Below are 13,098 nucleotides of genomic sequence, written 5' to 3'. Positions count from 1 at the left end.
TATTGGATGGGCCGACGCCATCGCGAGCAAGCTCGCTCCCACATTGGAGTGGTGTTGGGGCTTGAGGTCAGGTCACCACGCGATAGCACGGCACATACGCCGCGCCGCCCGGCAGTTTCATGCGGTGTTGGGCGACGAAGGCCTGGAGCAGGCGGTCGAGGGGCTCCATGATGGCGGGGTCGCCGTGGATTTCGTAGGGGCCGTGTTCTTCGATCAGGCGGATGCCCTTGTCCTTGACGTTCCCCGCCACGATCCCCGAAAACGCCCGGCGCAGGTTGGCGGCCAGTTCGTGGGCGGGCAGGTCGCGGCTCAGGCCCAGGCTGGCCATGTTGGCGTGGGTCGGGTCGAACGGGCGTTGGAAGCCCTCGTCGATTTTCAGCAGCCAGTTGAAGTGGAAGGCGTCGTTGCGCTCGCGGCGGAACTGCTTGACCTCCTTGAGCCCCTGGGTCATCTGCCGTGCTACTTCGGCCGGGTCGTCGATGATGATCTGATAGTGCTTCTGCGCCGCCTCGCCCAGGGTCGCACCGACAAACGCATGCAACTGGTCGAGGTACGGCGCGGCACTTTTCGGCCCGGTGAGCACCACCGGGAAGGGCAGGTCCTGGTTGGCGGGGTGCATCAGGATGCCCAGCAGGTACAGGAACTCTTCCGCCGTACCGGCGCCGCCCGGGAAGATGATGATGCCGTGGCCGACCCGCACGAAGGCTTCCAGGCGCTTCTCGATGTCCGGCAGGATCACCAGCTCATTGACGATCGGGTTCGGCGCCTCGGCGGCAATGATGCCCGGCTCCGTCAGGCCTAGATAGCGGCCGCCATGGATGCGTTGCTTGGCGTGGGCAATGGTGGCGCCTTTCATCGGGCCTTTCATCACGCCCGGGCCGCAGCCGGTGCAGATGTCCAGGCTGCGCAGGCCCAGTTCGTGGCCGACTTTCTTGGTGTATTTGTATTCTTCGGTGTTGATCGAGTGACCGCCCCAGCACACGACGATTTTCGGCTCCACGCCTGGGCGCAAGGTGCGGGCGTTGCGCAGCAGGTGGAACACGTAGTCGCTGATGCCCTGGGACGAGCTGAGGTCGATGCGCTGGCTGTCCAGCTCGTTCTCGGTGTAGACGATGTCGCGCAGGGCGCTGAAGAGCATTTCCCGGGTGCTGGCGATCATTTCGCCGTCGACGAACGCATCGGCTGGCGCGTTCAGCAGCTCCAGGCGCACGCCCCGGTCCTGCTGGTGAATGCGGATCTCGAAGTCCTTGTAGGCTTCCAGGATGGTCTTGGCGTTATCGACATGGGCGCCGGTGTTGAGGATGGCCAGGGCGCACTGGCGGAAAAGGTCGTAGATGCTGCCGGAACCGGCTTCGCTCAGTTGCTGGACTTCGCGCTGGGACAAGGTCTCCAGGCTGCCCTTGGGGCTGACCGAGGCGTTGATTACATGTCTTTGAGTCATTCAGCTTTCCTTGAAAACGATGCCATGCACACAACGACGGCATCTTGAAAAAAACGTCCACGTAGAAAGATCGCACGATCCTTGCGCTATCGCCATGGACTTCGATCCGGACCCGGCGAGTCGACGGTCATACAAAATGAGCCCCAGCATAGCTAAATCGACCGGGCAGGCGATAATGCGTGACTCTTTTGATGCCGTACAAGGAAATTGCGCCGCGATGTTCGAGATCAAACCGTGGGATGGTGACACCTACCGCAAGCAGACCCGCCGCAGCACCCTGATCATCGCGGTGGTGTTCCTGGCCCTGGCGATGGTGCTGTCCAGCCTCGCCGTGATGCTGTTCGGTACGCCCGGAGGCGACAACTTTCGCTTCAACCTCGGCGGAGTGATTGTCGCCGTGTTGGTGATGGCGGTGCTGATGCGCCAGTACTTCTGGTCGCAGCCGTGGATGGCCGCCGCGGTGTACGGCTGGCAGCTCAAGCGCAGCCTGATGAAAATCACCAACGTGATGCACCAGGTGAAGGCCGGTGTGCAGGCCGAGGACCCGACCGCCATGAAGCTGTTGCGCTTCTATCATTTGGGGCTCGCCCAGATGCACCAGTTGGACGCCAACTCCAGCGCCCAGTCTTCCCTGGCTCGAGAGGCCGATGCGCACCTGGCGAAAATGCAGGCGCTGGGCCTGGACACGGAACAGTCGCGCCTGGACCCGAGCTGGATCGAGACGGTGAAACAAATCCATAGCGTCGGTTGATCGGCCAGAGGCGCGCCATTCGTCGGTGGACCGCCAGGAAAATCAAACCCGCCCCCGGCACTGTCTTTCTCATGAACAGTCATGCAAAGGAGAGATGACATGCCGGATCGACGTGTTTATGGCGCCTGGACCCTGCTATGGGCGACGGCTTTAGGATTGACCGGCTGCGCGGGGGGCACGAGCGACTCGCCCGTCGATGCGCCGGGTGCCGCGAAGACCCCGACCACCGCGACGCTGGAAACCGGGGCGCGGATCATGCAAGACAAGCCGCCGTTGCGGGCCCTGGACACCTACCTCGACGGCTTTCATTTCTATAACGGGCGAATGTCCGGGCAGATGGAAGCGCATCACTACTGTACGGCGCTGAACGAGGAGGTCTTTCAGTGCGCGATCTTCGACGGCAATACTTCCAGCGCCAAGCTGATGGGCGTCGAGTACATCATCAGCAAGCGCTTGTTCGAAGGATTGCCGGCGAGTGAAAAACAGCTGTGGCACAGCCATGTGCACGAGGTGAAATCCGGGCAGTTGATCGCGCCAGGGATTCCCCAGGCAGCGGAAACCCGGTTGATGGAAAACCTGATCGGCACGTATGGCAAGACTTGGCATACGTGGCACACCGAACAGGGCAATGCACTGCCCTACGGGGTGCCTCAGTTGATGATGGGGTTCACCGCCGATGGGCAGATTGACTCGCAGTTGGTACGCGAGCGGGACGGTCGGATGGGGGTCGACAGCGAGGCGAAAAAGCGTGCCCGGGCCGGTATTGGAACACCGGCGATCGATCCGGGTGCGGATGCCTGGCAGAAAGGGCAGGTGTGGCAGGTGTGGCAGGTCAAGGATCCAACTGGCGGTCATGCGCATTAAAAGTTATCGAAATTCCGCTTTTTGTGGCGAGGGAGCTTGCTCCCGCTGGGCTCTGTAGGAGCTGGCGAAGCCTGCGATCTTTTGATCTTGATCTTGATCTTGATCTTGATCTTTCGCTTGAGACTCAATTGGTTGGAACAAGATCGCAGCCTCGTTGCACTCGACAGCTCCTACACAGCTCCTACACAGCTCCTACAGACGCAGCCCAGCGGGAGCAAGCTTCCTCGCCACAAAGTGTGCGAAGTAATAAGGAGTAGGGCGTTGCGGAACTAGTTTGAACTAGGGTTGTTTGAAATGCCCCGGCACACCATGTTCTTCTTCGTTGGGCCTGGTTTTCTTCTGAACTTGGACATCGCTGAGTTCAACATCCTTGAGTTCACTGAATGTCGCCCTCAATAAGGCTTCGGCTTCGCTGACACTCAATGTTTCGGTGCTGGCCTCGACCACGCGATTGTCGGGCTGGCCATCGCTGATGAAACTGATGATGAATCGATCCTGGCTGCTCATGGGCGACCTCGGTGCGGTTAAGCGCCAGGGCGCAGCAGCACTGCGCCCCGACGGTTTTCCAGGTTACGATTTCCGGCCGCCGCCATGGCTGCGTTCGCCACCTTTGCGGCCAGCTTCAGAGGCTTTTTCCCGGTCATTTGCAAAATTGCCGCCCGAAGCATGCCCGCCTTTCTTGCCGGCTTCCGATGCTTTCTCACGATCATTTGCGAAATTACCTGGGTTCTTGTTTCCGGTGTTAGCCATTTTGAGAATCCTCATTTTGGTTAAAGCGAGCAAAAACTGCCTCGCCTAACTGTGAAAGAAAATGCCCGAGGGAAGTTTAAAGAAAACGTTTCGTTGGCGACGAACGGTCATGATGCTAATAAGGCCGGATAAAAAAGTTATACAGCCGCTTCGCTTGAAAGTTATACAGAATTGGAAGTCTTTATTAGAGGACGAATAAACATATTGTTTGTTAATACGTTTCGCTAGTCCTCGCCACCACTGACTTTCCAATGCTTGGCTTCCACGGGGAACACCACCTGTTCGACCCGATGGGCGATACCAAAGGCCAGGGAGTTCTCGGCCGGAATGACCCGTTCCTCGGCACACAGGCATTTGAAGATATCCAACTGAGTCGCCGCGCCAGCAGTTTCCTTGACATAGATCTCTACGTACCGCGCCACGTCGTTGTCCAGGCTGGACAGGTACTCGCGCAAGCGTGAATGGTCCACGGATTTCTGGCCGAAGTACCAGTTCATCGGGTGGATCAGAAAACGCGAATGCGGGGTGGTGGTGCGGTCGCTGGCGGCCAGGAACATGACGATGCCCATCGATTCGATGTTGCCCGCGTTGACCGCACGAACCGGCACCGGGAGGGACTTGATGAAGGTATACAGCGTAAAACCGAAGTTGGTGCTGCCGCCGACGGTGGAGAGGTTGAGCATCAGCGAGTCGGCGCCTTTCTCGATGGCCTCCAGGCAGTTGTCACGAAAGCGTTCCGTGGTTCCCTGGTCGATCTGGCAATGAAAATGGACAATGTGTTCGGACATCTGCAGCTCCTGTCGATTTCACCCTTTTTTAAATGCCTGCGCAGTGGTCGTGCCGTACAGTTGGGAGTCCGGTGGTGTGCGTATGTTCCGCCTTCGTGACTCGCTACGGGGGAATCGCGTTAAACCGATTGCGCCTGTTCGCACGCCTCGGCCGCTTGTGTCATACGCTTCAAGAATAGCGCCAGTCCGGCTTCTTCTTCGCTGAGGCCCTTGCGGGCCCGGGGCCTGGGCAATGCCTTCAGGGCGCCGAGCAGGAAACCTTCCACCACTGCGGGGTGGATGTAGCATTTACGACAGACGGTCGGTGTGTTGCCCAGTTGTCGGGAGACCTGCCGAACCATCTCGGTGACGTGTCTTTTTGCTTCGGTCTCGGTTTCCCAGTGCAGCGCTCGCAGCCCGGCCAGAGCGGCTGCGCTGCCGGCCCAGGTGCGGTAGTCCTTGGCGGTGAAGTCGGCGCCGGTCAGGGTCTTGAGGTAGGCGTTGATGTCCGAAGAACTGATGGAATGGCGCTCGCCGTGTTCGTCCAGGTACTGGAACAGGTTCTGCCCGGGGATCTCCTGGCAGCGCTTGATGATCCGCGCCAGGCGCCGGTCCTTCACGGTGATCTGATGCTCGACGCCGCTCTTGCCGCGGAACTGGAAGGCGATGGCACTGCCGTTGATCTCGACATGTTTGTTGCGCAAGGTCGTCAGGCCGTAGGAGCGATTATCGCGGGCGTACTGCGGGTTGCCGACGCGGATCAGGGTCACGTCGAGCAGGGTGATGACCGTGGCCAGGACTTTGTCACGGCTGAAGCCGGGCGTGGCCAGGATCTCCTCCAGGCGTCCGCGCAGGCGCGGCAGGGCGCGTCCGAATTCGAGCATCCGCGAATACTTGTCCGCATCGCGAACTTCCCGCCATCGCGCGTGATAGCGGTATTGCTTGCGTCCGCGGGCATCGCGGCCGGTGGCCTGGAGATGGCCGCGGGGGTCGGGGCAGATCCACACATCGCTGTAGGCCGGCGGCACCGCCAGGGCATTGATGCGCTGGATCTCGGTTGCGTCGGTGATGCGCTGGCCTTGCGGGTCGAAATAACAGAATTTGCCCCGTAGCTTCTTACGGGTGATGCCAGGGGCCGCGTCATCGACATAATGCAGGTCGGCCGGCAGTGCATCCGGCGGCAGGGTGTCGGGCATGAAAAAAATCCTTGGCAACGAATCCGGTGGCCTGTGAATTCATTGACCGCAGCCCGTTCTGGTCGTGCCAAGATTCTGAGGTCTCGGATAGATCGCTTGACCTGTGGGAGCGAGCCTGCTCGCGATAGCAATTTTTCATCCAACATGGAAGACGACTGGCCCACCGCTATCGCGAGCAGGCTCGCTCCCACATGGTTTTATCTGAGTCGCTCAAATCCTACGCCAACACCGCCACCGCCTTGATCTGCGCCCACAACGCCTGCCCCGGCTGCAGCTTCAACTGGTCGCGAGAATAGCGGGTGATGCGCGCCAGCAGCGGAGTGCCGGCGGCCTCCAGGCGGATCAGCACATGGGCGGCGTTGTCGGCGGCCTGTTCGCTGATCACGGTGACCGGCAGGCGGTTGAGAATGCTGGTCTGGGCATCGTTCGCCAGGCTGAGGCTGACATCCCGGGCCTGGACCTTAAAGCGCAGCGGCTGGCCGAGGGCCAATGAGGTGTGGGCCACGCGTACGTTCAGTTGGCTGTCGGGCAGGTTCAAGGTCAGCAATTGATAAGCCGGGTCATAGCCGCTGACCTTGCCCTCGATCACCACCCCGGCGTCATCCCCCAGGGCCAATGGCAGGTCGAGCCGGGCCAGGGTTTCGCCGATCGGCCCGCTGGCCTGCGCGCGGCCCGCGTCGAGCAGGACGATGTGATCAGCCAGGCGCGCCACTTCGTCCTGGGAATGACTGACGTACAGCACCGGGATGTCCAGCTCATCATGGAGCCGTTGCAGGTAAGGCAGGATTTCGTTTTTGCGCCGGGTGTCGAGGGCCGCCAGCGGTTCATCCATCAACAAAAGCTGCGGGCTGGTGAGCAGGGCGCGGGCGATGCCCACCCGTTGGCGTTCGCCGCCGGAGAGGTTGTGCGGCTGCCGATCGAGCAAGTGCCCGATGCCCAGCAGGTCGGTGGCGTGGTCCATGTCCACCCGCCGTTGTGCCGGCGCGATGCGCTTGAGGCCGAACGCCAGGTTGGCCCGCACCGACAGATGGGCGAACAGGCTCGCCTCCTGGAACACATACCCCACCGGTCGCTTATGGGGCGGCATGAACACGCCGTGCTCACTGTCCTGCCACACTTGGCCGTTGACCTCGACAAAACCACGGGCCGGCCGCTCCAACCCGGCGATGCAGCGCAGGCAGGTAGTCTTGCCGGAGCCGGAAGGCCCATACAATGCGGTGACGCCACGGCCCGGCAGTTGCACATCCAGGTCCAGGGAAAATGCGCCTTGGTCAAGCTGAAAACGCGTGTGAATCATCGATCAGCTCCAACCGGCACGGGTTCGGCGGCTGGAGTACAGCGCCAGCAGCACCAGGAAGGAAAACACCAGCATCGCCGCCGCCAGCCAGTGGGCCTGGGCATATTCCAGGGCTTCGACATGGTCGTAGATCTGCACCGACACCACCCGGGTTTTTTCCGGGATGTTGCCGCCGATCATCAGCACCACGCCGAATTCGCCGACGGTGTGGGCGAAACCGAGAATCGCCGCGGTGACAAAACCGGGGCGGGCCAGGGGCAGGATGACGCTGAAAAAAGTATCCCAGGGCCCGGCCCGCAAAGTGGCGGCGACTTCCAAGGGGCGACTGCCGATGGCGGCGAAGGCGTTTTGCAACGGCTGCACCACAAACGGCATGGAATAGATCACCGAGCCGATCACCAGCCCGGTGAAACTGAAGGTGAGGGTGCCCAGCCCGAGGGCTTGGGTGATCTGGCCGATCCAGCCGTTCGGCCCCAACGCCAACAACAGGTAAAAGCCGATCACCGTGGGCGGCAGCACCAAAGGCAATGCCACCACCGCGCCCACCGGTCCGCGCAGCCAGGAGCGGGTGCGCGACAGCCACAACGCGATGGGCGTGCCGATGATCAGCAGGATCACCGTGGTCAAGGACGCCAGTTTCAGGGTCAGCCAGATGGCGGCATAGTCGGCGCTGGTCAGGGGCATTTAGCGTTGATAACCGTAGGCTTGGATGATGGCGGCGGCTTTCGGCCCCTTGAGGTAATCCACCAAGGCCACGGCGGCGGGGTTGTCCCTGCCTTTGGTAAGGATCACCGCGTCCTGTTTGATCGGGTCGTGCAGGTCGGCCGGAACGATCCACGCCGAACCACCGGTGACTTTGCCGTCCTTATACACCTGGGACAAGGCGACGAAGCCCAGTTCAGCGTTACCGGTGGAGACGAACTGGTAGGCCTGGGTGATGTTCTGGCCTTCGACGAGCTTGCTTTTGACCTGGGTGGTCAGTCCGAGCTTGTCCAGTACTTGAGTCGCAGCCAGGCCATAGGGCGCGGCTTTCGGGTTGGCGATGGACAGGTGTTGGAAATCGTTGTGCTTGAGGACCTGGCCCTGGTTGTCGACATAACCGTCCTTGGCCGACCACAGCGCCAGGGTGCCGACGGCGTAGGTGAAGCGCGAGCCCTTGACGGTGTCGCCTTCGCTTTCGAGCTTGGCCGGGGTGGTGTCATCGGCGGCAAGGAAGACTTCGAAGGGCGCACCATTCTTGATCTGGGTGTAGAACTGCCCGGTGGCGCCGTACGCCGCCACCAGTTTGTGCCCGGTGTCTTTTTCGAAGTCGGTGGCGATGGCCTGGATCGGCGCGGTGAAATTGGCGGCGACCGCAACCTGTACCTCAGCGGCCTGGACGGCACCAATAGTCAGGAACGGGATCAACAACAACGGCGCGAAGCGGGTGAGGCGCATGGGTGAGGCTCCGAAGGGTGGATTCGCTATATACCGGAATATATAGCGAATGGCCGACAAACGGAACGTGGCATTTTGCCTGGGGTGCGGGTGATAGGGCTGGCCCCATCGCGAGCAAGCTCGCTCCCACATGGGACCTGAGGTGGTCGCCGGATTTATGCCCACCCCAGAACCCTGTGGGAGCGAGCCTGCTCGCGATGGCGTTCGATCAGGTATTCGTCCTGTGGAGTCGGGCCAACGCCTCTTCAGCCAACCGCCGCGTCAGCTCGGCCGTCGACAGCTCGCGCCCCAGCGGGAAGGCCTGGCCGGCCCAGAGGTTGCTGAAGTCCGCTTCGCCCTTGGCGCGCAGCGGCATCAACGCACCACCCGCGAGGGGAAATGCCGGTGCCAGCGGACTCATCGGACCCACTTCGCGCATCACCCGGTTGACGATGCCCCGGGCCGGGCGGCCGGTGAACAGGTTGGTGATCGCGGTCTGGCTTTCCTTGGCCGTGCGCAAAGCCCGGTGATGAGACGCGCTGATCTTCGCCTCGGGCGTGAACAGATAGGCGCTGCCCAGTTGCACCGCCGAGGCGCCCAGGGCGAACGCCGCGACAATCCCGCGCGCATCGCCAATGCCACCGGTGGCGATCACCGGCACCTTCACTGCATCCACCACCTGCGGCAGCAAGGCAAACAGGCCGACCTGGGTGTTGAGGTCGTCGCTGAGAAACATCCCGCGATGCCCCCCGGCTTCATAACCCATGGCGATGATTGCGTCGCAACCATGCTGTTCGAGCCAGATAGCCTCCTCGACGGTGGTGGCCGAAGAAAGGATTTTCGCCCCGGTGGCCTTTACCCGGTCCAACAGCGATTTTTCCGGCAGGCCAAAGTGGAAACTGACGACCTTGGGCCGCATCTCTTCCAGCACCCGGCAGGCGGCATCATCGAAAGGCGTGCGGTTGGACACCGGGGTCGGCGCATTGAAGTCGACGCCCAATTCCTGGTAGTACGGCTCGAGCCGTTGCTTCCAGGCCTCGGCCCGCTGTTCGTCGAAGGCCGGCGGCTGGTGACAGAAAAAATTCACATTGAACGGCTTGTCGGTCTGTTCGCGGATGGTCGTCAGCGCCTGGCGCAGTTGTTCGACATCGAGCATCGCCGCCGGCATCGAACCCAGCCCGCCGGCGTTGCAGGTCGCGACCACCATGGCCGGTCCGGTCACCCCGGCCAGCGGCCCCTGGATGATGGGCAACTCGATACCGAGCAGGTCAAGAATGCGAGTGTCTGGCCACTGGCTCATGTGCGGGGTCTCCGACGGCAGAAGGAAATAGCGTTTTTAACAGGAGTGGGTTAGCCAGGGCCAGTCGAGTTTTTCAATCGAGCGCTGCACCTTGATCCCGACGGCGGGAGGGTTACCATGCGGGCTTCATACATCAAGGAGCCTGACCCATGGACGTGAAACTCAAGACTGTCGAACCCTTCACCGTGGCCGGTTTGCAGGTGCGCACCCGCAACACCGACGAGCAGCAGCCCGACACGGCGAGGATCGGCCCGATGTGGCAACGGTTCTTCAGCGAAGGGTTGTTCGACACGATTCCGGCCCGGCAATCGGAGTTGTTCGTCTACGGGGTGTATTCCAATTACGAGTCCGACGCCACCGGCCACTTCGACGTGACGGCCGGCGTCCAGGTGGATGAGACCAGCGCAGGCTACCCCGCCGTGGACATCGAAGGCGGGGATTACCTGGTGTTTTCAGCCAAGGGGGAGATGCCTGATTGCGTGATCCAGGCCTGGGGCCTGATCTGGGCATATTTCGCGGATAACCCGCAGACACTGCGCCGTTTCACCACCGATTTCGAGGTCTACAGCGGCCCCGACTCGGTGGCGATCTACATCGGCGTTCAGTCCCCCAACGAGCGTTCCAGCGCCAGCAACTGACGCTTGCGCTCCACGCCCCAGCGATAGCCCGACAGGTTGCCGTCGCTGCGCACCACCCGATGGCAAGGGATCGCCACCGCCAGGCTGTTGGCGCCACAGGCCTGGGCCACGGCTCGCACGGCCTTGGGCATGCCGATGCGCTGGGCGATCTCGGCATAGCTGGCAGTGCTGCCCGCGGGAATGTCCCGCAACGCTTGCCAGACCCGTTCCTGGAAGGCAGTGCCGCGCAGATCCAGGGGCAAGTCCAGGCCCAGGGCCGGTGCTTCGATGAAGCCCACCACCTGGGCGATCAACTGCTCGAACTCGCGGTCGGCACCGATGAGGTTGGCCCGGCGGAACTTGTCCTGCAGGTCCCGCACCAGCGCGTCCGGGTCGTCACCCAGCAGAATCGCGCAGACACCACGCTCGCTTTGCGCCACCAGAATCGCCCCGAGGGAACATTGGCCGACGGCGAAACGGATGTCGGTGTTCTGCCCGGCGGCGCGGTAGTCGGCGGGTTTCATGCCCAACACTTTATCGGCCGCTTCATAGAAGCGACTGTTGGAATTGAAACCGGCGTCATACAGCGCCTCGGTGATCGTGCCGCCATCGGCCAGGCGTTCGCGCACCTTGCGTGAGCGGTGGGCGGCGGCGTAACCCTTGGGGGTCAGGCCGGTGACCGCCTTGAAGATCCGATGAAAATGGAAGGGACTCAAGCCGGCGCTTTCCGCCAGTTCATTCAGGCCTGGCAGTTCCTCGGCCGCCTCGATCTGCCGGCACGCCGCTGCGACCCGTGCCGCTTGTTGGGCGGCGATCTGAGTCTGGTCCCGGGCCACGCGCTTGCTGGGCCGGTAGCCGGCGGCCTGGGCCTGTTCCGGCGTGTCGAAGAATTCCACGTTGCGCGGGTTGGGCAAGCGCGACAGGCTGCTGGGGTGGCAGTAGACGCCGGTGGTTTTCACGCCATAGACAAATGTACCGTCGGCGTGCGGATCGCGAGCGAGCACGGCGGCCCAGCGGGGATCCAGTTCAGGGGCGAGATTGTTTGAAGTGCTGTTCATGGTCGTTATTCCATTGGCCCGTTTTGGCTACAGTAGCGAGCCTATGAGACGGCAACACTCCGGGTCTTGCGGTTGAATTCCGCATTTTCATCCTGCGGTGCGAAACGTCAGGTTGATCCGCTGGGCGCCCAGGCGCGGGTGTTGTCCTTCCTTGAGCGGCAACACGCCGTGGTAACGCAACCGGTCCACGCCGCCCCAGACCACGATGTCGCCATGAAACAACGGGATGCGCTGGCTCTTGTCGCTGCGCTCGAAGCCGCCGAACTGGAACACCGCCGGCAAGCCCAGGGACATCGAGACGATGGGGGCCGTGAGGGAGCGTTCGTTCTTGTCCTGGTGCAACGACATGCGGGCGCCGGGTACGTAGCGGTTGATCAGGCAGGCGTCGGGCTCGAAATGCTCGAACCGTGCCTGGCGTGCAGCGGCCTGGGCCAACTCACGAAACACCGCCGGCATGTCCGGCCAGGGCTGGCCGGTCTGCGGGTCATGGGCGGTGTAGCGATAGCCGCTGCGGTCGGTGGTCCAGCCCAGCGCGCCGCAACTGCTCAAGGCCACCGACATGGTAAAGCCGCCGGGCGTGACCATCTGCCGGAACGGCGCAGCCTGCAAGACGTTTTCCAGCGCCGGCAGCAAACGTTCGAGCCAGGGCAGGGCGAAGCCGCGCAATACGAACGCTTGCTGGCCGATCTGTTCGACCTGGCCGGGCGGGGTGGGCGCCTGGTCGGCGAACAGGTCCAAGGTGAGCGGTGTGTCATTACTGCGCATCATGAAAAATGATTCCCAAGGTGTGCCGTCTGCCGCTGTGCACGCGGCTGACGCCATGGCGCATGTTCACCCGATAATAACCGCGAACGCCTTTGACCGGCCGTTGGTGTACAGCAAATACCAGTGCATCGCCCTGTTTCAGATCGATGACCTGGGGTCGCGACTGCATGCGCGGGCGTTGTTCGGTGAGGACAAACTCGCCACCGGTAAAGTCCTGGCCCGGTTCCGACAGCAGGATCGCCACCTGCAAGGGGAACACTTCTTCGCCGTACAGATCCTGGTGGAGGCAGTTGTAGTCCTGCGGGCCGTATTGCAGCAACAACGGCGTGGGGTGCGATTGCCCGGCGGCGTGACAGCGTTGGATGAAGTCGGCATGTTCGTGGGGATACCGCACCTCCAGGCCCATGCATTCGTTCCAGCGGTTCGCCAGCGGCACCAGCATGGGGTACAACGACTGACGCAACTGTTGGATGAGGTCCGTTAGTGGATAGCGAAAATACTGATATTCGCCGCGCCCGAATCCGTGGCGGGCCATGATCACCCGCGAGCGGAAAAGCCCGGGCTCGGTGTACAAACCACTCAGTTGCCGGCATTGCGATGGCGGCAGCAGGTTGCGAATGATTGCACAGCCGTCCTGGTCAAGACTGTGCTCCAGGGTGGGCCAGTCAAGGTTGGCGAGGTCTTTGGACAGGGAAGGCGTGGGGGGCATGAGGGCAATCCTTGTTGGAAGGACTGTTCAGTCTGCGCAGTGCGGTGTTGCCGGGCACTCCGATTCTTGCGGTGCGTAGCCATCCCTGTGGCGAGGGAGCTTGCTCCCGCTGGGCTCTGTAGGAGCTGGCGAAGCCTGCGATCTTTTGATCTTTCGCCCTCGACTCA

General features: G+C 62.1%; 15 protein-coding genes. 3 read left to right on the top strand and 12 right to left on the bottom strand.

Annotated features, from left to right (window positions below; all coding sequences use genetic code 11):
- Positions 1–67: 67 nt before the first annotated feature.
- Positions 68–1,441, bottom strand: a complete 1,374-nt coding sequence (gene ppnN, locus AD659_RS16010; RefSeq protein ID WP_053122984.1) for a nucleotide 5'-monophosphate nucleosidase PpnN — start codon at positions 1,439–1,441, stop codon at positions 68–70.
- 217 nt (positions 1,442–1,658) lie between these two features.
- Between ppnN and AD659_RS16005 the strand changes: the two genes are divergently transcribed.
- Positions 1,659–2,192: a DUF3087 domain-containing protein gene (locus AD659_RS16005; RefSeq protein WP_053122982.1), complete on the top strand. Its 534-nt coding sequence runs from the start codon at positions 1,659–1,661 to the stop codon at positions 2,190–2,192.
- A gap of 99 nt (positions 2,193–2,291) precedes the next feature.
- Positions 2,292–3,056 carry an OBAP family protein gene (locus AD659_RS16000; protein WP_053122980.1) on the top strand — a complete coding sequence of 255 codons (765 nt, stop codon included), beginning with the start codon at positions 2,292–2,294 and terminating at the stop codon, positions 3,054–3,056.
- Between the two features lie 279 nt (positions 3,057–3,335).
- Here the strand turns inward: AD659_RS16000 and AD659_RS15995 are convergent, their stop codons facing one another.
- From AD659_RS15995 to AD659_RS15960, 8 genes are all read right to left on the bottom strand, one after another.
- Complete coding sequence (locus tag AD659_RS15995; protein WP_053122978.1) at positions 3,336–3,563, bottom strand: hypothetical protein; 228 nt, start codon at positions 3,561–3,563, stop codon at positions 3,336–3,338.
- A 63-nt stretch (positions 3,564–3,626) separates the two neighbouring features.
- Complete coding sequence (locus AD659_RS15990; protein ID WP_082343568.1) at positions 3,627–3,806, bottom strand: con-10 family general stress protein; 180 nt, start codon at positions 3,804–3,806, stop codon at positions 3,627–3,629.
- Between the two features lie 224 nt (positions 3,807–4,030).
- Positions 4,031–4,594, bottom strand: a complete 564-nt coding sequence (locus AD659_RS15985) for an ATP-dependent Clp protease proteolytic subunit (protein ID WP_053122974.1) — start codon at positions 4,592–4,594, stop codon at positions 4,031–4,033.
- A gap of 119 nt (positions 4,595–4,713) precedes the next feature.
- Entirely contained in the window at positions 4,714–5,769 is a 1,056-nt protein-coding gene (locus tag AD659_RS15980; RefSeq protein ID WP_053122972.1) for a DNA topoisomerase IB, read from the bottom strand.
- Positions 5,770–5,986: 217 nt separating this feature from the next.
- Complete coding sequence (gene modC / locus AD659_RS15975; protein ID WP_053122970.1) at positions 5,987–7,066, bottom strand: molybdenum ABC transporter ATP-binding protein; 1,080 nt, start codon at positions 7,064–7,066, stop codon at positions 5,987–5,989.
- 3 nt (positions 7,067–7,069) lie between these two features.
- Positions 7,070–7,750 carry a molybdate ABC transporter permease subunit gene (gene modB, locus AD659_RS15970; RefSeq protein WP_053122968.1) on the bottom strand — a complete coding sequence of 227 codons (681 nt, stop codon included), beginning with the start codon at positions 7,748–7,750 and terminating at the stop codon, positions 7,070–7,072.
- Positions 7,751–8,503: a molybdate ABC transporter substrate-binding protein gene (gene modA / locus AD659_RS15965; RefSeq protein WP_053122966.1), complete on the bottom strand. Its 753-nt coding sequence runs from the start codon at positions 8,501–8,503 to the stop codon at positions 7,751–7,753.
- A gap of 208 nt (positions 8,504–8,711) precedes the next feature.
- Positions 8,712–9,782: an NAD(P)H-dependent flavin oxidoreductase gene (locus AD659_RS15960; RefSeq protein ID WP_053122965.1), complete on the bottom strand. Its 1,071-nt coding sequence runs from the start codon at positions 9,780–9,782 to the stop codon at positions 8,712–8,714.
- Positions 9,783–9,931: 149 nt separating this feature from the next.
- Here AD659_RS15960 and AD659_RS15955 point away from each other — a divergent pair, with 149 nt between their 5' ends.
- Entirely contained in the window at positions 9,932–10,420 is a 489-nt protein-coding gene (locus tag AD659_RS15955; RefSeq protein ID WP_053122963.1) for a GyrI-like domain-containing protein, read from the top strand.
- On the opposite strand, the gene ada is transcribed toward AD659_RS15955, so the two are convergent.
- The 3 genes from ada to AD659_RS15940 all read right to left on the bottom strand — a co-directional run bounded on the left by ada (position 10,384) and on the right by AD659_RS15940 (position 12,931).
- Entirely contained in the window at positions 10,384–11,457 is a 1,074-nt protein-coding gene (ada, locus tag AD659_RS15950; RefSeq protein ID WP_053122960.1) for a bifunctional DNA-binding transcriptional regulator/O6-methylguanine-DNA methyltransferase Ada, read from the bottom strand. The genes AD659_RS15955 and ada overlap by 37 nt on opposite strands.
- Positions 11,458–11,544: 87 nt before the next feature.
- Positions 11,545–12,225, bottom strand: coding sequence for a DNA oxidative demethylase AlkB (alkB, locus tag AD659_RS15945; RefSeq protein ID WP_053122957.1), 681 nt, complete (start codon positions 12,223–12,225; stop codon positions 11,545–11,547).
- Positions 12,212–12,931, bottom strand: coding sequence for a 2OG-Fe(II) oxygenase (locus tag AD659_RS15940; RefSeq protein ID WP_053122955.1), 720 nt, complete (start codon positions 12,929–12,931; stop codon positions 12,212–12,214). The genes alkB and AD659_RS15940 overlap by 14 nt, the downstream gene beginning before the upstream one ends.
- Between the last annotated feature and the right edge of the window lie 167 nt (positions 12,932–13,098).

The organism is Pseudomonas thivervalensis, from assembly GCF_001269655.1.
GTDB classification, from domain to species: domain Bacteria; phylum Pseudomonadota; class Gammaproteobacteria; order Pseudomonadales; family Pseudomonadaceae; genus Aquipseudomonas; species Aquipseudomonas thivervalensis.
This window is presented reverse-complemented; position numbering and strand designations above follow the sequence as displayed.